The organism is Arthrobacter sp. TJ-238, from assembly GCF_058269215.1.
On the sequence record NZ_JBZCNH010000001.1, the window covers coordinates 182,416 to 204,060 of the forward strand.

Here is a 21,645-nt window from a genome sequence, read left to right on the forward strand (position 1 = left end):
GCCCTTCCCTGAGGGACGCGTCAGGCGAAGGCGGAGAGGCCCGTCAGCGCCCGGCCCACGATGAGGCTGTTGATCTCGTAGGACCCCTCGTAGGTGTAGACGGCCTCGGCGTCCGCGAAGATCTTGGCCATCCCGTACTCCGTGACGATGCCGTTCCCGCCGAGGATGCCCCGCCCGAGGGCCACCGTCTCGCGCATGCGCGCCGTCGTGAAGGACTTCGCGAAGGCGGCCTGGGGCATGTCGGACACGCCCTGCTCCTGCAGCTGGGCGACGCGCGCCATCACGGCCAGGCTCGCCGTGGTGTTGCCCATCATGGTGACGAGCTGGTCCTGGATGAGCTGGAATCCGGCGATCGGCCGACCGAACTGGTGGCGCTCGACGGCGTACTGCCGGGCGACGTCGAACGCGGCCAGCTGTTGGCCCACGGCCTGCCAGCCGACGAGGATCCGGGACCCGAGCAGGAGCTGGCGGGTGTCGTCGAAGGACTCGATACCGGCGAAGCGGTCGGCCTCGGCGACACGGACATCCTGCAGGAGGATGTCGGCATTCTGCACCGTCCGCAGAGCCGTCTTGTTCGCGATGGCAGTCCGGGTCACGCCGGGCAGGGTGGCGTCCAGGATGAAGCCGCGCACTCCCCCGGTGTGCGTGTCCCGCGCCCAGAGGAGCATGTAGTCGCAGAAGGTCCCGTTGCCGATCCACCGCTTCGCACCGTTGATGACCCAGGTGTCGCCGTCGCGCGTGGCTGTGGTCGTCATGCCGCCGGCGACGTCGGACCCGTGCAGCGGCTCCGTGAGCGCGAAGGCCCCGGTGATCCTCAGGTCCATGGCGTCCTGCAGGAGCCGCGCCTTCTGGTCGTCGCTGCCGAAGGTGTGGAGGGCCTCGACGAACAGGTCGTGGTGGACCATGAAGAACGTCGCGATCGAGGTGTCGGCCCGGGTCAGCTCGGCGATCACCATGCCGCTGAACAGGTGGCTGTAGCCCTGCTGCACGGGTGTGCTGAGGTTCAGGCCGGCGAGCTTCGGGAGCAGCTCGTGGGGGAACTCGGCACGGTTCCACCATTCGACGGCGCGCGGCGAGACCTCCTTGGCGAGGAAGTCCCGGACGTCCCGTAGCTTCTCCCGCTCGTGTCTGGTGAGGAGGGATTCGAAGCCGAGGAAATCGGCGGTGGGCAGCTGGCTCTCCATCGAGCCGTCCTTTCGATTGAGACCGGGGCGTCGAGACCGGAGCGTGTGTTCTACTTCGGCGCCATGCGGATGGCGCCGTCGAGGCGGATCGTCTCGCCGTTGAGCATCTGGTTCTCGACGATGTGGGCGGCGAGGGCCGCGTATTCGGCAGGCTTGCCGAGGCGTGAGGGGTGGGGTACCTGGGCGCCGAGGGAGTCCTGGGCCTCCTGCGGCAGGCCGGCCATCATGGGCGTCTCGAAAATGCCCGGGGCGATCGTGACCACGCGGATCAGGGATCGCGCGAGCTCGCGGGCGATCGGCAGCGTCATCGCGGCGACGCCGCCCTTCGACGCCGAGTACGCGGGCTGGCCGATCTGCCCGTCGAAGGCCGCCACGGATGCGGTGTTGATGATGACGCCGCGCTCGTCGGACCCGCCGGGCCCGGCCACCGTAGGGGTGGCCGTCATGGCCTCCGCTGCGAGCCTGATGACGTTGAACGTGCCCACGAGGTTGACGGTGACGACGCGGGCGAACTGCTCCAGCGGGAGGACGCCGTCGCGCCCGAGGACCTTGCCCGGCGTGGCGATGCCTGCGCAGTTGACGACGATGCGCAGCGGACCGAGCTCGGCCGCGGCGGCGACCGCCGCCTGCACCTGCGCCGGGTCGGCGACGTCGGCGGCGACGAACCGCGCGCGGGCACCGGAGGGGTCGAGGCCTGCTGCGGCGTCCGCGCCGGCTGACTGCGGCAGGTCGACGAGCACCACCGAGGCGCCGTCGTCGAACAGTCTGCGGGCCGTGGCGAGACCGAGTCCCGAAGCGCCTCCGGTGACGAGCGCCACCGCTCCCCTGATGTCCATGCTGTTCCTTCCGCGGCGGGAGGACCGCCATTGGCCACTCCTTCGCCCAGACTACTGTGACGTGGCCCACTGCGCACCCGGCGGGCCTCCGATTGCGCATCCTGCCCAATCCCGGGGGAGGCGGGCGTGGTTAGGGTGGTCACATGCCCACCCCCGACGACGCCGCCTCCCGCGCCGCGAGCAGCATCCGGCGCCTCTACGCGCGCCGGAGCATGCGCGTGCCCGGGACGAGGCTCGGCGCGATCGCCTTCCCGCCGCCGACCGACCCCAGGAGCCACTGGCACTACTGGTGGCAGGCGCACTACCTCGACTGCCTCCTGGACGAGCACCTGCGCGATCCCGCCGGAGGCGCACTGGCCGACGCAAAGAAGCTCGCCCGCGGGATCTGGCTGCGGAACGGCGGCCGGTGGCGCAACGCCTACTACGACGACATGGCCTGGCTGGCGCTGTCCCTGCAGCGCCTCGACGCGGTGGAGGGACGACGGCGGCCGCGGCGCCGCGTGCGGATCCTCGGACGCGCACTGGCGTCGGCGCACACCCAGGACCTGGGCGGTGGCGTCTACTGGAACACCACCCGCGATTACAAGAACACCCCCAGCACCGCTCCGGCCGCACTCTTCTTCGCCCGTGCCGGGGACACCCACCGGGCCCAGGAGCTGCTGGACTGGCTCCGGGCGCGCCTGCATGACCCGACGACGGGGCTGTACCTCGACGGCGTGAAGGCGGACGGCAGTCCCGAGGGGACGGTGGAACGCACCGTCCACACCTACAACCAGGGCACCGTGCTGGGGGCCCTGGTCGCGACGGGCGGCGGGACGAACCTCGGGCACGCAGCGGACCTCATCGAGGCGGTGTCCCGGAACCTCGCCGACGACGACGGCGTCCTGCCGCTCTCCGCGGGCGGCGACGCCGGGCTGTTCACCGGGATCCTCGCGCGCTACCTGGCGCTCGGCGTCTCGACCCCGGGGATCGCTCCGGAGGCCGCATCGACGGCCCGGGCCCTCCTGGGCGCCACCGCGGAGCGGCTCTGGGCGGACCGCTCGGAGGTGGATCCGACCGCGCTCGTCTTCCCGCCGCGCCAGGACGGACCCGTGAGCCTCTCCTCGCAGCTCCAGGCGTGGATGGTCCTGGAAGCGGACAGGGCGTGCCGCTAGCCGTCTCCCTTGCCCTGCGGGTAGAAGGTCTCGCCCCGGGACAGCATCGCGACGAACCTGGTGATGTTCCTTTCCTTCGCCGCGTCGGTCTTCAGTTGGGTCAGGCGGAAGATCATGGCGTACCGGTTCTGCGACGACAGCGTGCGGTAGGTTGCGAGCGCGCCGGCGTCGGCCTCGATCGCGGCCATGAGCTCGGGGGGCATCTCGGCGGTCGCGGGGCCGGCGTACGCGCGCTCCCATCGGCCGTCGGCCTGGGCTGCGGCGACGGCCCGCTCCCCTGCCTCGCGCATCCGTCCCTCGGCGCGCAGCCTGTCCACGTAGGTCCGGTTGCGGATCGACCACATGCTCCGCGGGCCGCGGGGGGTGAAGCGCTGCAGGTAGCTGCCCTCGTCGCGGGTCTTCGCCTGGCCGTCGATCCAGCCGAAGCAGAGCGCCTCGTCGAGGGCCTGCGCGTAGGTGAGGGTCGTCGTCGTCCCGCCCTTCTTGTGCTCGATCAGCCAGACGCCCGGCGAGGACTCGTGGTTGTCCTCCAGCCAGCGGTGCCAGGCGGCGGCGTCGGGCATCAGGAGTTCGGGGAGTTCGGCCTTCATGCCAACACCCTAGGGCCGCACTCCCCGGGCGGCTACCGGAGTGCCGACATCCCGGTGGCGACCGACGCACCCACGGCGCGGGTCGACGCGCGCTTGCCCCCGGACCTCGTGCGCGAGCTCGAGCACCGCAGGATCGATGAGACCCTGAGCCTGTCCGCGGTCGCGTAACAGGACCTCCGCACCTACCCCAGGGAGAACCGATGCTCCGCGTGCGCCCCCTCGTCCATACCTCCGACCTCCCCGGCGCGGCGGACTTCCTCCGGGCCCTCGGCCTCGCCCCTGCCCCGGAGGAAGTCCCCGGCGACTCCTGTGCCGTGTTCGACGCCGGCGGCGGCCGCGTGGCCCTGCGCTCCTGCCGGCCGGGCAGTGCGGACGACGGCCGAGCCGCCCTCGCGTTCGAGGTCGGTGATGTCCGGGAGTTCGCCCGGCGGACGGAGGAGTCCGGGACCGCCGTCGAACTGTCCGAGGAGGGTCATGGCCTGGCCGCGCGGATCACCGCCCCGGACGACGTGTCCTTCCTCGCGGATGCCGGCCCTCGCGACACGGGCGCCCTGCCGTCCCCGCTGTCGGTCCTTGCCGTCTGGCACACACCCGAGGTCGGCCCGGCCGCCGAGGTATTGCGGGGCATCGGGGCGAAAGCGAGGATCAGCTCCGCTGCGGTCACCCGGCACGACTTCCGGGCGAAGAACGGCGGCCTCGTGACCGTTCATGCCGCCGAAAGCAGGGAAGTGGAGCTCGCGTTCGAGTACGACGGCGACGTGCGGGATCTGGTCGGGGACCTCACGGGCGGCGGTTTCGAGCCCGTGGTGATCGACGAGGGCTTCGGGAGGTCGCTGCGGGTCCGCGCTCCCTGGGGTGCCGACGTGTGGATCAGCGAGTGGCTGCGGGATTTCGGCGGGCACACGGTGCACCGACAGGGCTGAGCCCGGGCGGCGTCTGCTTAACTGGGGGTATGAACGTACGCACCCCTGACCCCAACCCGGGCTGGCTCTCCGAAGAAGACCTGTACGAGGCCCGCCGCCGTCTGCCCATGGTCTACGTCGAGGCGATCCCGGTGCGCTGCGACGCGCTGGGCTACGTCAACGAGGTGGGTCTGCTGCTGCAGGCGAACGAGCAGGGCGAGATGCTGCGGACCTTCGTCTCCGGCCGCGTCATGTACCGGGAGACCATCCGGGCCGCGCTGCTGCGCCACCTCGAGAAGGATCTGGGGCCGCTCGCCCTGCCGCAGCTGGCGCCGTCGCCCCTGCCCTTCACGATCGCGGAGTACTTCCCGTCCCCCTCCGAGACCGGCCTGACCGACGACCGTCAGCACGCCGTCGCCCTCGCGTACATCATCCCCGTGACCGGCGAGTGCGCCCCGCGGCAGGACGCGCTCGAGCTGTCCTGGCTGACGCCCGCCGAGGCGCTGGGCTCCGCTATCCAGTCCGAGCTCTCGGGCGGGCGCGGCGATCTGCTGCGCCAGGCGCTCGCGCACGCCGGCTGGGGCCGCTGACGGGCACCCGCCGGCGCCCGCGTTACCGTATCGTGAAACGGGCGCGCGGGCGCGCCGCAGAAGATCCAGGGGGCTACTGGCAGAGGTTGGCACGACGCACATGATGGACAAGACAGGCAGGACAGGACTGCGCGCGGTCCCGGCGGAGGCGCTCAGGGCAGGTGACGTCCTGGCACTCCCCGACGGAGGCGAGCTGGCGGAGGTCTCGACCGTCGCGGTCGAGAACGACGATTTCGGGGTACCCGCGCTCGTCGTCGCGACGATCGACGGAGGCCGCCGCATCTCGATCGCCACGGGCTCGATGGTCTACCTCGAACCCGCCGACGCGGAGATCGGTGTATCCGCCGTCGCCGCCGACCACGGCTCCCCCGAGGCGCTCGTGGCGCAGATCGCGCTGGCGCACCCCGACAGCGACGCGATCCAGAAGGTGGCGGGGCGCCTGGCGCGCGGCATCAACCTCAAGTCCGGCAGCAACCTCCAGGACCTGCACCAGCTCGCGCTCGCCCTGCTGATCGACGAGGGCGACACCGCGTCGGCGCTGACCGTCGCCGACCTCCTCGCGGAGCTGCCCTTCGACGGCAACTTCGGGCGGTGGAAGTGGATCGAGGGAGGCCTCGCGATCGCCGCCTACCTCACACGGCACGACGACGCCCGCTCGGCCAGGTACTCCGCCGCGATCCGGGCAGCCGATGACGCCGAGACGGACCCGCTGCGCGCCAAGACCTCCGCGATGTACCGGCAGCGTCAGCTCAACGAGCCGAACGTGTACGACCCGGAGATCCTGCGCGCCTCGGCGGCGGGGAAGACCGATGTCGAGCGCGACTGGCGGGTGCTGCGCATCGGTGTGCTGCTCTACCTGCGGGCCCACGGCGGGTCCGAGACGCTCAGCCGCGACGTCCTCGAGCGGAGGATCGCCGCCGAGCTCGCCGCCGTCGGGGCGCTCAACGACCAGCTCGCATAGCCGGGCGTCACGTGCGGTACGCCCCTTGCGGGCGGCCGTACGGTCCGTTCGCGGCTGCCGGTCGGCCCGCCGCCGCGGGGCTGGCAAAATAGGGTGGTGCATCCACAGTCCCAGCAGTCCTCGTTCTCCTTCACCGTCTCCAGCCGACTCGAGGAGACGACGCCGGGGGCCGGCAGCGGCGCCCGGCGGCACGGGCGCACCGGGACCATCACCACGCCGCACGGCGAGATCCGGACGCCGGCCTTCATCCCCGTCGGCACGAAGGCGACGGTGAAGTCCGTGCTCCCCGGCGCCATGGCCGAGCTCGGCGCCCAGGCGCTGCTGGCCAACGCGTACCACCTGTACCTGCAGCCCGGCGCGGACATCCTCGACGAGGCCGGAGGGCTGGGCGCCTTCATGAATTGGCCGGGTCCGACCTTCACCGACTCCGGCGGCTTCCAGGTCATGAGCCTCGGCTCGGGGTTCAAGAAGGTCATCACCATGGACGTCCCCGTGGACGCCGACCACGCCGGAGCGGACGACCGGGTGGCCGTCGGCAAGGAGCGCCTGGCCCATATCGACGACGACGGCGTCTGGTTCAAGAGTCACCTGAACGGCGACCGCCACCGGTTCACGCCCGAGATCTCGATGCAGGTGCAGCACCAGCTCGGCGCGGACGTGATGTTCGCCTTCGACGAGCTCACAACGCTCATGAATTCGCGCGGCTATCAGGAGGAATCGCTCGAGCGGACGCGGCTGTGGGCCCTGCGCTGCATCGCCGAGCACGAGCGGCTCACGGCCGAACGCAGCCACCGCCCCTACCAGGCACTCTTCGGCGTCATTCAGGGCGCGCAGTACGAGGATCTGCGCCGGAAGGCATCCGCCGACCTCGGGGGCATGGACTTCGACGGCTTCGGCATCGGCGGGGCCCTCGAGAAGGAGAACCTCGGGACGATCCTCGGCTGGTGCAGCGACGAGCTGCCGGAGAACAAGCCGCGGCACCTGCTCGGCATCTCCGAGCCGGACGACCTCTTCACCGGCATCGAGAACGGTGCGGACACGTTCGACTGCGTCTCCCCCACCCGCGTGGCGAGGAACTCCGCGTTCTACACGCCGGACGGCCGCTGGAATCTCTCGAACGCCCGGTTCCGCCGTGATTTCACGCCCCTGGTCGAGGGCTGCGACTGCTACACGTGCACCCACTACACCCGCGCCTATATCCACCACCTCTTCAAGGCCAAGGAGATGGTGTCCGCGACGCTGATCTCCATCCACAACGAGCGCTTCGTGGTGCGGATGGTCGACGATGCGAGGGCCGCCATCGAGGACGGCACGTTCTACGACCTGAAGGCGGAGGTGCTGGGGAGGTACTACGCCTAGCGGCGGCCGGCCCGACCGGTGCAGGAGGCTGTATTTGAACGCGTTCAAATAAGGGCTACACTCCGAATTGAACACGTTCAGACAGGAGCCCGATGCCCACGCCGACCGCCAAGAGCGAAGCCACGAGGGAACTGCTGGTGTCCACCGCGCTCAGGCTCTTCCGCGAGGCCGGGTACGAGAAGACCACCATGCGCGCCATCGCCACGGCCGCGAACGTCTCGACCGGGAGTGCGTACTACTACTTCGCCTCCAAGGACGACCTCGTGCACGAGCTCTACCGCAGCCTGCAGGAGGAACACCGGGCCCGTGTGCTGCCGCTGCTGCGCGAGGGCCAGAACCTCGGGGAACTGCTGCGTCTCGTGCTCAATACGGGGGTCGACGTCATGGCGCCGTACCACGACTTCGGCTCGAACTTCATCGGCATCGCCATCAAGCCCTCGGCGACGACGAGCCCCTTCGGCAGTGAATCCGCCGTCGCCCGCGCCCGCGCCATCGCCCTGTTCCGGCAGGCCGTGGCCCTGTCGCGGCCGCAACCGCCGCTCGCCATCCGCGACGACCTGCCCGAGCTCCTCTGGTACGCCTACATGGCCGTGACCCTCTTCTGGGTCTACGACTCCTCCCCCGAACAGGCCCGCACGCGCCGGCTCATCCATCAGGCCGCGCCGCTGATCTCGAAACTGGTGATCCTCTCCCGGCTCCCCGTGGTCCGGAAGATCGTCGAGGACATCGTGCAGCTGATCCGGGGGACACGCGAGTGAGCGCGGGCGACGCGCCCCCCGGGGACGGGGGGACAGCGGACGACGGACGGCCCCCCGCGCATCCGCGCGTCACCTTCGGGCCGGGCGGCGTCGCCGTCGGGTTCCTCGTGGGCCTCACCGCCCTGGCGCTCGCGTTCGCCTCCTCTTGGGGGGCCGACGCTCCGCGCGTCTTCCTGCTGGCACTCTGGTACGGCCTCGGCGTCGGCCTGATCACCGGCCTGCCCGTCGCGATCGTGCTGGGGCTGCTCCTCCGCCCGGTACGCAACCAGTGGGTCCATGTGGGGGTCTTCTTCGCCGGGTTCGCCCTGGTGGCCTTCCTCGTCACGACGCTGCTCTCGCCGTCCACCCTCCTCGGGGACAGCCTGCCCACCGCCCTCATCATCGGAGGCGCGGCCGCCCTGGCCCGCGCCAGTATCTGGAAGCTGGTCCGCCATGAGCACCACCCCTGACATCAGCCCGGACATCAGCACGGACATCAGCACGGACATCACCACCGTCGTCATCGCCGGGGCCTCGGGCTTCATCGGCAGCCACCTCGTGCGCCGCTTCACCGATGCCGGCGTGGAGGTCCGCACCATCGGCCGCGCCGGGCCCACCGTGTGGGGCGACACGCAGGGCATCGCGACGGCGCTCGACGGCGCCGACCTCCTCGTCAACCTCGCCGGGCGCAGCGTGAACTGCCGCTACAACAAGCGGAACGCGGACGTGATCTTCTCCTCCCGCGTGGACACCACGGAGGAACTCGGGCGTGCGCTCGCCCGGTGCCGGGCGGGTGGCGGCACACCTCCACCGGTCTGGATCAACGCCAGCACCGGCACCATCTACCGTCATGCGATGGACCGGCCGCAGACGGAGGACGACGGCGAACTCGGCACCGGCTTCTCGGTCTCGGTGGCTCGGGCCTGGGAGAGGGCGCAGGCCGACGCCGACGTGCCGGGCGTCCGGAAGGTCGCACTGCGCATCTCGATCGTGCTCGGCCCCGGCAGCGTGATGACGCCCCTGACGGTCCTCGCCCGCACCGGACTCGGCGGCCCCATGGGGACGGGGTCGCAGAAATTCAGCTGGGTGCACCTCGAGGATCTCTTCCGCGCGGTTGTCTTCATCGCCGTGACGCCGTCGCTCTCCGGTCCCGTGAACGTCGCGGCCCCGGAGGTGGTGACGAACGCGGAACTCATGGCGGCCGTGCGGCAGCGCCTGCACGTCCCTGCCGGGCTGCCGACCCCCGCCTGGCTCCTGGGTCTCGGGGGCATGATCATCCGCACCGAGGCCGAGCTCGTGCTCAAGAGCCGCTGGGTGAGCCCGCGGAGACTGCTCGACGCCGGATTCCACTTCACCTACCCCACCCTGGGTCCTGCGCTCGACGACGTCCTCGCCCGCGATTGGGTGGCCGCCCCGGAGCCGGTTCGGGCAGACTAGGAGGATGTCCGAGACCCAGACTCCCGTGTCCCCCGCTGTCACCCTGACCATCGCCGGATCCGAGGCGACGGGTGGTGCCGGCGCACAGGCAGACCTCAAGACCTTCCAGGAGCTCGGCGTCTACGGCGTCGTCGCCCTGACCTGCATCGTCTCCTTCGACCCGAAGAACGAGTGGCAGCACCGCTTCGTACCCGTCGACCAGCAGGTGATCGCCGACCAGCTCGAGGCCATCCAGTCGTGTTACCCGCTCCGTACGGTCAAGCTCGGGATGCTCGGCACCCCCGCGACCATCGACACCGTGGCCACCGCCCTGCAGAGCCAGGAATGGGACAACGTGGTCCTCGACCCGGTGCTCATCTGCAAGGGGCAGGAGCCCGGGGCAGCGCTGGACACCGATCAGGCGCTGAAGGCGAACATCCTGCCGCTGGCCACCTTCGTGACCCCCAACCACTTCGAGGCGGAGTCCCTCTCGGGTATCACCATCGAGACGATCGAGGATCTCGAGGAAGCCGCCCGGATCATCCACCGCCAGAGCGGCGCCGTCGTCCTCGCCAAGGGCGGCGTGCGGCTCGAGGGACCTGACGCCCTGGACGTGTACTTCGACGGCGAGACCCTGGAGGTGCTGTCCGCACCGAAGGTCGGAGAGGTCGCCGTCAGCGGTGCCGGCTGCACGCTCGCCGCGGCCATCGCCGCCGAGCTCGCCAAGGGCGCGGCACCCCTCGACGCCGCCCGGACCGCCAAGGCGTTCGTGACCGAGGGGATCCGCAACCGCGTGGCGTCCAACGCCCCGTTCGACGCCGTATGGCAGGGAAGCGCCCGCTCCTAGCGGGCAGGGAGGCGCATCGTGAGCACCGCGGCGGACCAGCACGAGCCAGGCGTGGACCGCGACGGTGTGCACGGTAAGGGCAGTGCCGCTGCTGAGGACGACGTCGTCGGTGACCCCGCCGCGGGCCCCGCGACGGACCCCACGACGGACGACGACGGGCGCGGGGAGAGCAGCAACCAGCGGCTCGACCGGAACTGGCAGGAGATGCTCCAGGAACTGCGGGTCATGCAGACCGGCATCCAGATCCTCACCGGATTCCTGCTGACCCTGCCCTTCCAGAGCCGGTTCGACGAACTCGACGACACGCAGGTGCTGGTCTACCTGTGCCTGGTCTGCCTGTCGGCGCTGATCACGGCCCTGGTGCTGTCATCCGTCAACCTGCATCGCGTCCTCTTCGGTCTGCGCGTGAAGGCGACCCTCGTGCAGCACACCGCGGTCATCATCCGCGTGACGATCGCGCTCGTGGGGCTCGTCCTCGCGGGCACCGCGTGGCTGATCTTCGACCTCGTGGTCGGCCGGACCGCGGGCCTCGTCGTCGCCGGATCGATCCTGCTCGTGGTGCTCCTGCTGTGGGTCGTCTATCCGTTCGCCCTCCGGCGTCGTGTCGTGCGGACCCGCGCCGCTCCCTGACCGGCGGTCGAGGAACCCCGGCAACCCCGGCGCAGCCTAGGGCGCGGCGGGCGCCGGGGTGGGGGTCGCGCCTTCCTCCGGCGCGCAGCTGAGTCCCGCCGGCGTGATGTCCACGAGCTCCGGCGGCACGAGCCCGGAGTAGGAGGGGCCCAGGATGACGTCGACCGTCCTGTCCTCGCGCTCGTCGGGCACGTAGACGGAGTCCGGGAGGGTGCGCTGCAGCGTGAACGCGTTGGCCCGCCCGCCCTCGCCCGAGACGACGACCGCGGCCCCGGCCACGGAGACGCCCTCGCGGTTGCCGATCTCGCGCACCGCGAAGGCACGCCCCCGGAGCTGATCGGCCGCGGTACCGGCGAGCCCGTCGATGGTGGTGCTGTTGTAGACGTTGACGGTGATCGCGCTCGGGTCCTGGTAGTCGAACGGACCGGCCGGGCAGGTGGAGATGGGCTCGGGGACGACGTCGGAGGACCCGAGGGTGATGTCGCCGCGCGCCAGGCCGAGGGCGACGACGACACCTGCCGCCACCAGTCCGACCAGCAGCACCAGGACCACCCCGTGCCGGATCCGGCGCATCGACGAGCGCCGCCGGCGGGCGGCGTCGTCGACCTCGAAGGCCGCCCCGAGGTCGGTCTCGGTGACGATGCGGTGGCCATGCCACTCGGTCGGGTCGCGCTTCGCCTGTGCGCGCTGCCGGCGGGGCGAGTCCTGCTCCCGCTGACGCCGCGACGATTCCTGCTCAGTCATCGAGCACGAGGACTCTCGCGTGCAGGATGCTCCGCTGGTGCAGTGCGGTCCGGACCGCACGGTGCAGGCCGTCCTCGAGGTACATGACGTCGTTCCAGACCACGACGTGCGGGAAGAGGTCGCCGAAGAACGTCGAGTCCTCGGCGAGGAGCGCCTCGAGGTCGAGGGTGGTCTTGGTGGTCACCAGTTCGTCGAGTCGCACCTGCCGGGGAGGTACTTCCGCCCAGTCCCTGGGGGTCACGTGTCCGTGGTCCGGGTAGGGCCGTCCGTCGCGTACTGCTTTGAAGATCACTGCTACAGCCTAGGTTGTTGCTTCAGCCAAAGGGAATGCGAGGGGACCCGGGCGGCGATCTCGTGGCCCAAAGGTTATGCCGCGGCGTGCGCAGGACGTCGGGGCGTCAGACGTCGACACCCTGGCCGTCGCCGGGGAGCACGTCGTCCAGCGACGGGTAGGAGGGCTGCGCTCCCGCGTGCTGGACGGCGTAGGAGCCCACCCGCACGGCGAACCGGACGGCGTCCTCGAGCGGGTCTCCGGCCCCGAGCCGCGCGGCGAGCGCTCCGACGAAGGCGTCACCTGCACCCGTGGTGTCGACGGGGGTGACCCGGGGCGCGGGCACTGCCCGGACGGGACCGCCGTCGGACACCAGTGCGCCGGCTGCACCGAGCGTCATCACCACCGACGCGAAACCGCACCCGAGGAGCGCCTCGACGACGGCCGCGTGGCCTGGTGCGTGCCCGGCGCCCAACTGGGCGAGGACCAGGGCGCCCTCGTGCTCGTTGACGACCAGCGGATCCGCGCGCAGGAACACCTCCGGGTCGACCGCGACGACCGGTGCGAGGTTCACGATCACGCGCCCGGACGCGGCGCGCACGGCCGCCTCGGTCGCAGCCGCGGGCACTTCGCCCTGGACGACGACGACGGCCGCCGCCCCGATGACGGCGGCCGACGCCGCGACGATCCGGGGCGTCATCTCCCCGTTGGCGCCGGGCAGCACCACGATGGTGTTCTCGCCGTCGTCGGACACCTCGACGACGGCCACGCCTGTGCCGCCGTCCGTCCGCTCGAGGGAGCTGAGGTCCACACCCGCCGCGGCCAGGGCCGAGAGCGCGGTGTCCGCGTAGGCGTCGGACCCGACGGCGCCGACGATGAGGACGTCGGCGCCCAGGCGTGCCGCGGCGACCGCCTGGTTGGCGCCCTTGCCGCCGGGCAGCACCGTCATGGAGCGGCCCAGCACGGTCTCGCCCGGTCGCGGGTGCCGTTCGAGCGTGACCACGAGGTCCGCGTTGATCGATCCGACGACGACGATGCCCGGCCTGCTCATGCCCAGCAGTCTTCCATGCGGCCGCCCGGTATCCGGCGGGCAGCTGCCGGACGGCGGCCGGCCGGGGACGAATACGGGGAGCGAGCACCTCGGGAACATAATGGGAGCATGCCTACGGACGCCCCCATCGACCTGCTCCCCGACGCTCCCCCCGCCCCCGGGCCGGGTGGTGCACGGCCCGCGCAGGGCCTGCTGCTCGACGTCGACGGCCCTGTCGCGAGCCCCGTCACGCGGACCGTGCCGACGAGGATCATCGCGGACCTGCTCACGCTCGCCTCCGCGGGGTGGCCGGTGGTCTTCAACACCGGGCGCTCCGACGCCTTCATCAGGGAGCAGGTCATGGCTCCGATGCTCGCCCAGGGCATCCCGGCCGGGATCACCTTCCACGCCGTCTGCGAGAAGGGCTCCACCTGGTTCTCGTTCACGGCCGACGGCGCGGGACAGGTCTTCGTGGACCGCGCGCTCGCGCTCCCGGCCAGCTTCGCCGACGACGTGAGGGACCTGGTGGAGGACAAGTACGCGGACCTGATGTTCTTCGACGAGACCAAGCTCGCCATGGTGTCCGTGGAGCAGTCCCTCGACGCGGCGAACGCCGACTACCTCGAGGCGCAGCTCTCCTTCGACAGCGACGCCCTCGACATCATGCACAGCCACGACATGGGTGCCTGCCGGCTGGACCGCGAGGAACCGGACAGCAACGGCGACATCGACTACCGCGTGGACCCCACGATCATCTCCACCGACATGGAATCGGTGCGGGTCGGCAAGGACCTCGGCGCCGAGCGCGCCCTCACGCTCATCGCCCCGCTCCTGGAGATCCCGCGGACGTGGCGGACGGTCGGTGATTCCCGCACCGACTACGCCATGGCGGACTACCTGCACGACCAGGGGTTCGACGTCGCGCACGTCGATGTGCGGCCCGCCGACGGCATCCCGGCGAAGCCCTACGAGGTGATCACGGAGGGCTCGCTCATCCACGAGGAGGCGGGAGCCGCGTTCCTCGCACGCTGCGTCGCCTCGCTCGGCTGACGCCGCGACGGCTCAGGCGGCGGGACGCGCCAGGACGTCCTCGATCGCCGCGACGACCTCGGGGGCATCCGGCTCCACGGTGGGGGCGAAACGCGCGACGACGTCCCCCTCGCGGTCGACGAGGAACTTCTCGAAGTTCCACTTCACGAGACCGGGCAGGACGCCGTTCCTGAACTTCGTCAGCTCCCCGTACAGCGGGTGCTGGTCCTTCCCTCGGACGTCGCCCTTGGACAGCAGCGGGAACGTCACACCGAACGTCGTGGAGCAGAACTCGGCGATCTGGCCGTCGTTCCCCGGCTCCTGGCCCATGAACTGGTTGCTTGGCATGCCGAGCACCACCAGGCCCTCCTCGGCATACGTCCCGTAGAGCTTCTCGAGGCCCGCGTACTGCGGGGTGAACCCGCACCTGGACGCCACGTTCACCACCAGGACGGGCCGCCCGCGGAACTCGCCGAAGGACCTAAGCGTGCCGTCGTTCATGGTGAGGTCGATCTCGTACAGGTCGGACGAGGACATTGCTGCTCCCTGATAGGTGATGGTCTCCCTGCTTCGTTCCGCCCCGCCGCACGGATGGCGGCGGGATCGGACGCGGCAGGAGCAAACGGACGCGGCGAAACGTTGGAAGGAGGGGTGGCCGCGCAGGCCTCCGCTCCACCGCAGGTCATCAACAGGATAGGGCGTGGCATGGGAATCATCGACACGTGGAAGCTGCAGCTCAGAACCACTTTCACGGACGGCGACCCCACCATCCCGCAGTGGCAGTTCGAGTTCGAGAAGGGCGATGACGCGGGCTACTTCCCCGTCGGGTCCGCAGTCTGGACGGTGCACAGCTCGATGACACCCACTGTTGCAGGCATCAGGGCCCTGCTGCTGCAGGCGCTTCACCCCGGCGCGATGGCGGGTGTCCACGCGCACTCCAGTTTCCGCGAGGAGCCGCTCGGTCGGCTGGCGAACACCATCCGCTGGATCTTCACCGTCACGTACGGCTCGAAGGTCGCAGCCCAGGAGGGGTCGGCGTTCGTGCAGCACCTCCACACGCGCGTCAAGGGTACGTACACCGACAGCCGCGGAGCCGAACGCCCCTATTCCGCAGCCGATCCCGACCTCGTGCGCTGGGTGCACCTCGCGTTCGCGGACGCCTTCGTGGCCGCCCACGCCGCATACGGCGGCCCGATCCCGGGCGGCGCGGACCGGTACGTGGAGGAGTGGGCGCACGCGGGGCACCTGATGGGTCTGGAGGCCCCCCCGCGGTCCGTGGCCGAGCTCCGGGCGCAGCTGACCGCGTTCGACGGCGAACTGACGAACAGCGACCAGGTGCAGGAGGCGCTCACCTACGTCCGCCGTCCCCCGCTCCCCCGCTCCCAGCGCCTCGGGTACCAGGTCCTGTTCGCGGGGGCGGTAGCCACCCTCGAGCCCAGGCACCGCGAGCTGCTGGGGCTCGAAGTGCCGTCCCTCGGGCCGATCCCCCTGCCCATCCGCACGGCGGTCCGGCTCGTCCTCGGCGTGATCCGGCTGGGGCTCGGCCCCGAAGGCCCCGCGGAGGCGGCGGCGAAGAAACGCATCCGACGAGTGGCGGGGACCGCGGACCCGTCGGTCGCTTAAAGCAGCTGAACCCCGGCCGAAAGGCCAGGGTTCAGCTGTGTGCATCGAGCGGAGGATGGGGGATTTGAACCCCCGAGGGCGTTAACCCAACACGCGTTCCAGGCGTGCGCCATAGGCCGCTAGGCGAATCCTCCTCCTTTGGAGCAGATACCAGAATACCCATACAAGCGGATCCTGCCGAATCGTGCCCGGCGCGGGCCTCCCAGCGCCCCCTCCCCCGCCGATTCGAAAGCCGCGCATGCTCCTGTGTAGACTATTTCCCGGCCCCTCATGTGGTGTCATCCTGTGAACTCCCCCAGGACCGGAAGGTAGCAAGGGTAAGCGGGCTCTGGCAGGTGCATGGGGGGTCTTCACTTTAAGCGAGCACGGCGGGAGGTCGGACGTGGCAGGCAGAGGCGCCGGCCGGTTTGCCCCCAGCCCCTCCGGGCAGCTGCACATCGGCAATCTCCGCACCGCCGTCGTCGCCTGGCTCTTCGCCCGGTCCACGGGCAGGACCTTCCTCCTCCGCGTCGAGGACCTCGACCGCGTGCGGGCCGGTGCCGAGGCGGAGCATCTGGCCGAGCTGGCCGCGCTGGGCATCCTCTCCGACGGGCCCGTCGTCCGCCAGAGCAGGCACGCCGGCCGCTACGAGCAGGCTCTGGGCCGGTTGCAGGCGGAGGGCCTGGTGTACGAATGCTTCTGCACGCGCCGGGACGTCGCCGAGGCCGCGAGCGCCCCGCACGGCCGGCCCGGCTTCTACCCGGGCACCTGTCGCGGGCTCGCCGAGGACGAACGGGAACGACGGCGGGCGCAGCGGCGACCGGCGCTGCGCCTCGCAGCCGGCGTCGGGACCTGGGACATCGAGGACCTGCTGGCCGGGCACGTCACCGCCCCGGTGGACGACTTCGTGCTGCAGCGGAACGACGGCGTGATCGCCTACAACCTCGCGGTCGTGGTCGATGACGCCGCCCAGGGGATCGACCAGGTGGTGCGGGGCGACGACCTGCTCGAGTCCGCTCCGCGGCAGGCCTACCTCGCCTCGCTGCTCGGCCTGCCGGTCCCCACGTACGCCCATGTACCCCTGGCCGTCTCGCCCGAAGGCCGCCGCTTGGCAAAACGGGACGGCGCTGTGACACTGGAGGACCTCGCACGGCTGGGCTGGTCACCGCACGCGGTGCTGGACGTCATCCTGGCGTCGCTGGGCCTTCCCGAAGGGTCGCTCGAAGCGGCTCTCGCATCATTCGACCCCACCCGGCTGCCCCGTGATCCGTGGGTCGTTGACCCTGCAGTCCTGTCCGCCGGCCCGTTCCCGACCCCCGCCGGTCCGGCATGCAAACCGTCAGCACCAACCGATAAGGTTCTTCCGTGAGTACAGCCCTCTACCGCCGCTACCGTCCCGAGACCTTCGCGGACGTCATCGGCCAGGAGCATGTCACCGAACCCCTGATGGCGGCCATCGACAAGGACCGCATCAACCACGCGTACCTCTTCTCCGGGCCCCGCGGGTGCGGCAAGACCACCTCTGCCCGCATCCTCGCCCGCTGCCTCAACTGCGCCCAGGGCCCCACCTCCACCCCGTGCGGCACCTGCGACAGCTGCGTCGAGCTCGCCCGCAACGGGTCCGGCAGCCTGGACGTCATCGAGATCGACGCCGCCAGCCACGGCGGCGTGGACGACGCCCGTGACCTCCGCGAGCGCGCCACCTTCGCACCCGTGCGTGACCGCTTCAAGATCTTCATCATCGACGAGGCCCACATGGTCACGTCGGCGGGCTTCAACGCACTCCTGAAGATCGTCGAGGAGCCGCCGGAGCACATCCTGTTCATCTTCGCGACCACGGAGCCGGACAAGGTGATCGGCACCATCCGCTCCCGCACGCATCACTACCCGTTCCGCCTCGTCCCGCCCGAGCCCCTCATGGCCTACCTCGAGCAGCTCTGCCGGCAGGAGAACGTGCCGGTGGCACCCGGCGTGCTCTCGCTCGTCATCCGCGCCGGCGGCGGCTCGGTGCGCGACTCCCTCTCCGTGCTCGATCAGCTGATGGCCGGTGCGGGCGAGAACGGGCTCGACTACGAGCTCGCGGTCTCGCTCCTGGGCTACACGCATGCCACGCTGCTCGACGACGTCGTCGAGTCCGTCGCCGCCGGGGACGCCGCCACGGTGTTCAACGCCGTGGACCGCGTGATCCAGACGGGGCACGACCCGCGCCGTTTCGTCGAGGACCTGCTGGAGCGCTTCCGCGACCTGATCGTCATCAACGCCGTCCCCGAGGGTGCGGCGTCGATCCTCCGCGGCGTCCCGGACGACCAGCTGAACCGCATGCGCTCCCAGGCCAACCAGCTGGGTGCGGGCGAGCTCTCCCGCGCAGCCGATGTCACCAACACGGCCCTGACCGAGATGACCGGTGCCACCTCGCCGCGCCTGCACCTCGAACTCCTCTGCGCCCGGCTGCTGCTCCCGGCCGCGGACGCCACGGTCCGCGGCACCCTGGCGCGGGTGGACCGCATCGAGCGCCGCCTCGAGTACGCCGCCGGCACCTCCGCTGCGGAAGCCTCGGCGGAGGCCCCCGCCGAGGAAGTGCCGAAGACACCGGCCCGTCCCCGCCTCGATGTCCCCCGGACGGCGGAGGAGGCCGCGGCCCGCTGGTCGCTGCCCGCAGCCGACCCGGCCGCTCCCGCCGTCGCTGCCGCAGGACCGGGCGCGCACTCCCCCGCCGTCCCCGGAGCGTCCCGCGGCGACCGGCCGGGCGCATTGCCTGCCGACTCGTCCCCCGACTGGGGTGGCAGCTGGGGCGTCTCCACGGATTCCGCGTTCGCGGAGTCCGAGCCGTCGAAGGGCGGACCGGCGAAGCAGCCCGCAGCGGGCGGATCCTCGAGTCCCTCCGGTCAGGCCCCGGCAGCGCCGGCCACGTCGCCTGCCGCTCCCGGGCCCGGGTCTCCGGCGGAACGGCCGGCGAGCGGCCACGCTCCCGCCGCGGCCGATGCTGCGGTGCCTGCTGCGTCGTCCTCGGCGCAGCCTGCCGCGCCGGCTCTCGGCGCACCGCAGCAGGACGACGGACGCGCTCGATCCGGTGGCGGCGAGCGGCAGCCGCCGGCCGATCTGCAGGCCGGGACCGAACGCGGCCCGCGTCCCGACGCCGTGGGTGGTCCGTCGAACGGGGCCCCCGCCCACGAGGGGAACGCGCCGTCCTGGGGTGCGCCCACCCAGCCGCAGGACGGACCGCACGAGCCTGCCCAGGGCACCCCGCAGGAGCCGGCGCGAGGACCGGTCCAGGGCGGACCGCAGATGCCTGCCCAGGGCACCCCGCAGCAGGGGCAGCCTCAGCAGGAGGCCCGCCGCCCGGACCAGGGCCAGCCCGGCCAGCCCGGCCAGCAGAGCCAGCCCGGTGCGTCCGGCGCCTCCGGCGGCAGCGTCGAGATGATCCGCCGTGCATGGCCCGAGATCATGGACGAGGTCGCCCGGATCAAGCGGGCCACGTGGCTGATCGTCAACGTCTCCGCGAAGCCGCGCTCCTTCGAGGGCAACCAGTTGGTGCTGGCCTTCGCCAACCAGGGCAACGCCATCGGCTTCCAGCGCGGCCCCCACGTGGACAACGTGAAACAGGCCATCCACACGGTCCTCGGGCTCACGTGTTCCATCGAGGCGGTCCACGACGCCGGCGGGGCAGGTGAGTCGGGCCCAAAAGTACCGGCCAGTCAGGCGGCCCCGGGCAGTAACCCGGGCCTCGGCACTCCCGCGCCGTCGATCGCTCGCAGTGGCGCTGACGGTGCCCGCACCGGTGGGGTGAACTCTCCTGCCGTTGGACCCGCCACTCCGCCGTCGCCCGTCACGGCGACCGTGGCCGGGGCGGAAGCCCGGCCCCCTGCCGCTGAGCGGTCGGCGGCTCCGTCGGTGCCGCCATCAGTGCTCGCAGCGGGGACCCCTTCCGGGGACGCCCTGTCCACCCGCGAGCAGGCTCAGCCGCCCTCCGCATCCACCCGCAACGGCAGCCACCCGGCAACCCGTCCCGTGGTCCGAGGCGTCGAGCCCGGCCGCACCCCGGACCGGCCGGGCGGCACTCCGGGGAACGCCCCGCAGGGCAGGCCGGGCAGCACAGGCTCCCGCCGGGCGGACACCCGTGGACCGGGCCGGGCCGCCGCGCCCACCGACGGTCCGGGGTCGGAGTCCGTCAGCGCGTGGGATCCCTCGATGTCGGACGACTCATGGGCGCTCGTCGAGCCTCCCGAGGAAGCCTTCGACCCCGGGAACGACTGGGGGCAGGTGCCGGACGATCCCTACGAGCGGCGCTCCCGGGAACCGCAGGCAGCGGCAACGCGTCCTGCCCCTGCTCCCTCGCCGGCTCGCAGCGGCGTTCCGGCTGAGCCCGCGTCGGCGCCCGCACCGCAGCGGGTGCCAGGACCCACCCCTGCGGCACAGGTTGCCGAACCGGCACCGTCCCGGTCGGTGGTCTGGAGTCCTCCCGCAGCCACGTCGCCGCCCGCTTCCCCGGCCGCGACCGCGACCGCGCCGGCGCCCGCGCCGCCCCGCGGCCTGGCAGGCTCGGGTGCACGCGGCCCCGTACCGGACCGGTCATCAGGATCCGCCGCATCCACCGATCCCGCGGGGTCCACCGGAGCTGCAGGAGTTGCAGGAGCCACGGCCGGCAACGGCACCGGGTCCACCCGGTCCGTCGCCCCCTCCGGATCGGTTGGAACCGCTGCCCCTGATCGTCCGGCTCCCGCCGGGACCATCCGGCCGAAGCCGATCAGCCGCTATCAGCAGCTCCTCGACGAGGCCGAGCGGAAGCGTGCCGAAGAGGCTGCGGCCGCCCGCGGTGCCGTGGACAGGCGCTTCGTGGTGGACGAGCCCAGCGCGGATGACGAGACCATCGAGGAGTCCGGACTCGTGGGCCGCACGGCGATCGAACGTATCCTCAACGGTCGGCTCGTCGAGGAACGCAGCATCGACGGTCAGTGACGCCGCCCGGCGCGTAAGGGCATGCCGAGGGCGGAATCGGTCTGCCGTGCGACCTGCCGGCGGCCGTGCAGGGCGGACAATGGAGGGGCGCTCCCGTGCCCGTCGCGGGGTGGCGAGCAGCATGCCGACGGCCACGACGAAGTCGGTCAACCAGACAGCAGAAAAGGGACCATCGTGTACGAAGGTGCAGTGCAGGAGCTGATCGACGAGCTCGGACGCCTGCCGGGGGTAGGACCGAAGTCGGCCCAGCGCCTCGCGTTCCACATCCTGGAGGCGGACGGCGAGGACATGAAGCGCCTCGTCACCGCGATCACCACGGTCAAGGAACGCGTGAAGTTCTGCACCATCTGCGGCAATGTCGCGGAACAGGACAAGTGCGCCATCTGCCGCGACCCCCGCCGCGACCCGTCCATGATCTGCGTGGTCGAGGAGTCCAAGGACGTGATCGCCGTCGAGCGCACACGCTCGTTCCGTGGCCGGTACCACGTCCTCGGAGGCGCGATCAATCCCATCGCCGGTGTGGGCCCGGACCAGCTGCGCATCCGCGAACTACTGTCCCGTCTCTCGGACGAGCAGGTCCAGGAGATCATCATCGCCACCGACCCCAACCTCGAGGGTGAGGCGACGGCCACCTACCTGGTGCGCATGCTGAAGACCATCGGCATCCCGGTGACCCGCCTCGCCTCCGGCCTGCCGGTCGGCGGCGACCTCGAATACGCCGACGAGGTCACCCTCGGACGGGCCTTCGAGGGCCGCCGCGCCATGTCCTGACACGAGACCCGGCCCCGAGACCCGACGTCAGCCCCG

At 71.4% G+C, this 21,645-nt stretch carries 22 protein-coding genes, 1 tRNA gene and 1 other RNA gene; 16 read left to right on the forward strand and 8 right to left on the reverse strand.

Annotation, left to right across the window (positions count from 1 at the left end; translation table 11 throughout):
• Positions 1 to 20: 20 nt before the first annotated feature.
• Positions 21 to 1,184: an acyl-CoA dehydrogenase family protein gene (locus AC4D2O_RS00835; RefSeq protein ID WP_490904612.1), complete on the reverse strand. Its 1,164-nt coding sequence runs from the start codon at positions 1,182 to 1,184 to the stop codon at positions 21 to 23.
• Between the two features lie 50 nt (positions 1,185 to 1,234).
• Complete coding sequence (locus AC4D2O_RS00840; RefSeq protein ID WP_490904613.1) at positions 1,235 to 2,020, reverse strand: SDR family NAD(P)-dependent oxidoreductase; 786 nt, start codon at positions 2,018 to 2,020, stop codon at positions 1,235 to 1,237.
• 143 nt (positions 2,021 to 2,163) lie between these two features.
• Between AC4D2O_RS00840 and AC4D2O_RS00845 the strand changes: the two genes are divergently transcribed.
• On the forward strand, positions 2,164 to 3,174 hold the full coding sequence (locus AC4D2O_RS00845) for a glycoside hydrolase family 76 protein (protein ID WP_490904615.1): 1,011 nt from the start codon (positions 2,164 to 2,166) through the stop codon (positions 3,172 to 3,174).
• On the opposite strand, the gene AC4D2O_RS00850 is transcribed toward AC4D2O_RS00845, so the two are convergent.
• Complete coding sequence (locus tag AC4D2O_RS00850) at positions 3,171 to 3,764, reverse strand: YdeI/OmpD-associated family protein (protein ID WP_490904616.1); 594 nt, start codon at positions 3,762 to 3,764, stop codon at positions 3,171 to 3,173. The two genes, AC4D2O_RS00845 and AC4D2O_RS00850, sit on opposite strands and share 4 nt — an antisense overlap.
• A 200-nt stretch (positions 3,765 to 3,964) precedes the next feature.
• On the opposite strand from AC4D2O_RS00850, the gene AC4D2O_RS00855 reads away from it, so the two are divergent.
• The 9 genes from AC4D2O_RS00855 (at position 3,965) to AC4D2O_RS00895 (ending at position 11,206) form a co-directional block, all read left to right on the forward strand.
• Entirely contained in the window at positions 3,965 to 4,687 is a 723-nt protein-coding gene (locus AC4D2O_RS00855) for a VOC family protein (RefSeq protein WP_490904618.1), read from the forward strand.
• 29 nt (positions 4,688 to 4,716) lie between these two features.
• Complete coding sequence (locus AC4D2O_RS00860; protein ID WP_490904620.1) at positions 4,717 to 5,256, forward strand: NUDIX hydrolase family protein; 540 nt, start codon at positions 4,717 to 4,719, stop codon at positions 5,254 to 5,256.
• A 100-nt stretch (positions 5,257 to 5,356) separates the two neighbouring features.
• Positions 5,357 to 6,217, forward strand: coding sequence for a DUF6707 family protein (locus tag AC4D2O_RS00865; RefSeq protein ID WP_490904621.1), 861 nt, complete (start codon positions 5,357 to 5,359; stop codon positions 6,215 to 6,217).
• Between the two features lie 96 nt (positions 6,218 to 6,313).
• Positions 6,314 to 7,576 (forward strand): tRNA guanosine(34) transglycosylase Tgt, encoded by a 1,263-nt coding sequence (gene tgt / locus AC4D2O_RS00870; RefSeq protein ID WP_490904623.1) that lies wholly within the window; start codon positions 6,314 to 6,316, stop codon positions 7,574 to 7,576.
• 92 nt (positions 7,577 to 7,668) lie between these two features.
• Positions 7,669 to 8,334 carry a TetR/AcrR family transcriptional regulator gene (locus AC4D2O_RS00875; protein WP_490904625.1) on the forward strand — a complete coding sequence of 222 codons (666 nt, stop codon included), beginning with the start codon at positions 7,669 to 7,671 and terminating at the stop codon, positions 8,332 to 8,334.
• On the forward strand, positions 8,331 to 8,783 hold the full coding sequence (locus AC4D2O_RS00880; RefSeq protein ID WP_490904626.1) for a hypothetical protein: 453 nt from the start codon (positions 8,331 to 8,333) through the stop codon (positions 8,781 to 8,783). The genes AC4D2O_RS00875 and AC4D2O_RS00880 overlap by 4 nt, the downstream gene beginning before the upstream one ends.
• A complete protein-coding gene (locus AC4D2O_RS00885) occupies positions 8,767 to 9,750 on the forward strand; it encodes a TIGR01777 family oxidoreductase (RefSeq protein WP_490904628.1) in 984 nt (327 codons plus the stop codon). The genes AC4D2O_RS00880 and AC4D2O_RS00885 overlap by 17 nt, the downstream gene beginning before the upstream one ends.
• 4 nt (positions 9,751 to 9,754) lie before the next feature.
• Positions 9,755 to 10,576, forward strand: a complete 822-nt coding sequence (gene thiD, locus AC4D2O_RS00890) for a bifunctional hydroxymethylpyrimidine kinase/phosphomethylpyrimidine kinase (RefSeq protein WP_490904630.1) — start codon at positions 9,755 to 9,757, stop codon at positions 10,574 to 10,576.
• 18 nt (positions 10,577 to 10,594) lie between these two features.
• A complete protein-coding gene (locus tag AC4D2O_RS00895; RefSeq protein ID WP_490904631.1) occupies positions 10,595 to 11,206 on the forward strand; it encodes a DUF6328 family protein in 612 nt (203 codons plus the stop codon).
• Positions 11,207 to 11,242: 36 nt separating this feature from the next.
• Here the strand turns inward: AC4D2O_RS00895 and AC4D2O_RS00900 are convergent, their stop codons facing one another.
• The 3 genes from AC4D2O_RS00900 to AC4D2O_RS00910 form a co-directional block, all read right to left on the reverse strand.
• Positions 11,243 to 11,950, reverse strand: coding sequence for a LytR C-terminal domain-containing protein (locus tag AC4D2O_RS00900; RefSeq protein ID WP_490904633.1), 708 nt, complete (start codon positions 11,948 to 11,950; stop codon positions 11,243 to 11,245).
• Entirely contained in the window at positions 11,943 to 12,242 is a 300-nt protein-coding gene (locus AC4D2O_RS00905; RefSeq protein ID WP_490904635.1) for a type II toxin-antitoxin system VapB family antitoxin, read from the reverse strand. Before AC4D2O_RS00905 ends, AC4D2O_RS00900 begins: the two co-directional genes overlap by 8 nt.
• A gap of 106 nt (positions 12,243 to 12,348) precedes the next feature.
• Positions 12,349 to 13,272 carry a ribokinase gene (locus tag AC4D2O_RS00910; protein WP_490904636.1) on the reverse strand — a complete coding sequence of 308 codons (924 nt, stop codon included), beginning with the start codon at positions 13,270 to 13,272 and terminating at the stop codon, positions 12,349 to 12,351.
• Positions 13,273 to 13,380: 108 nt separating this feature from the next.
• Between AC4D2O_RS00910 and AC4D2O_RS00915 the strand changes: the two genes are divergently transcribed.
• Positions 13,381 to 14,301, forward strand: coding sequence for a Cof-type HAD-IIB family hydrolase (locus tag AC4D2O_RS00915; protein ID WP_490904637.1), 921 nt, complete (start codon positions 13,381 to 13,383; stop codon positions 14,299 to 14,301).
• Positions 14,302 to 14,313: 12 nt separating this feature from the next.
• Here AC4D2O_RS00915 and AC4D2O_RS00920 read toward each other — a convergent pair whose 3' ends face one another.
• Positions 14,314 to 14,817 carry a glutathione peroxidase gene (locus tag AC4D2O_RS00920; protein WP_490904639.1) on the reverse strand — a complete coding sequence of 168 codons (504 nt, stop codon included), beginning with the start codon at positions 14,815 to 14,817 and terminating at the stop codon, positions 14,314 to 14,316.
• A gap of 168 nt (positions 14,818 to 14,985) precedes the next feature.
• On the opposite strand from AC4D2O_RS00920, the gene AC4D2O_RS00925 reads away from it, so the two are divergent.
• The gene (locus AC4D2O_RS00925) at positions 14,986 to 15,903 is read left to right on the forward strand and encodes an oxygenase MpaB family protein (RefSeq protein WP_490904640.1); all 918 of its coding nucleotides are present in this window, start codon (positions 14,986 to 14,988) and stop codon (positions 15,901 to 15,903) included.
• Positions 15,904 to 15,952: 49 nt separating this feature from the next.
• Here the strand turns inward: AC4D2O_RS00925 and AC4D2O_RS00930 are convergent.
• A tRNA-Ser gene (locus AC4D2O_RS00930) sits at positions 15,953 to 16,037 on the reverse strand.
• A 125-nt stretch (positions 16,038 to 16,162) separates the two neighbouring features.
• Between AC4D2O_RS00930 and ffs the strand changes: the two genes are divergently transcribed.
• From ffs to recR, 4 genes are all read left to right on the forward strand, one after another.
• Positions 16,163 to 16,258: signal recognition particle sRNA small type (gene ffs, locus AC4D2O_RS00935), an RNA gene on the forward strand.
• A gap of 27 nt (positions 16,259 to 16,285) precedes the next feature.
• Entirely contained in the window at positions 16,286 to 17,251 is a 966-nt protein-coding gene (gluQRS, locus tag AC4D2O_RS00940) for a tRNA glutamyl-Q(34) synthetase GluQRS (RefSeq protein WP_490904642.1), read from the forward strand.
• Positions 17,248 to 20,838, forward strand: a complete 3,591-nt coding sequence (locus AC4D2O_RS00945) for a DNA polymerase III subunit gamma and tau (RefSeq protein ID WP_490904644.1) — start codon at positions 17,248 to 17,250, stop codon at positions 20,836 to 20,838. Before gluQRS ends, AC4D2O_RS00945 begins: the two co-directional genes overlap by 4 nt.
• 174 nt (positions 20,839 to 21,012) lie before the next feature.
• Entirely contained in the window at positions 21,013 to 21,609 is a 597-nt protein-coding gene (recR, locus tag AC4D2O_RS00950; protein ID WP_334208587.1) for a recombination mediator RecR, read from the forward strand.
• Positions 21,610 to 21,645 lie beyond the last annotated feature (36 nt).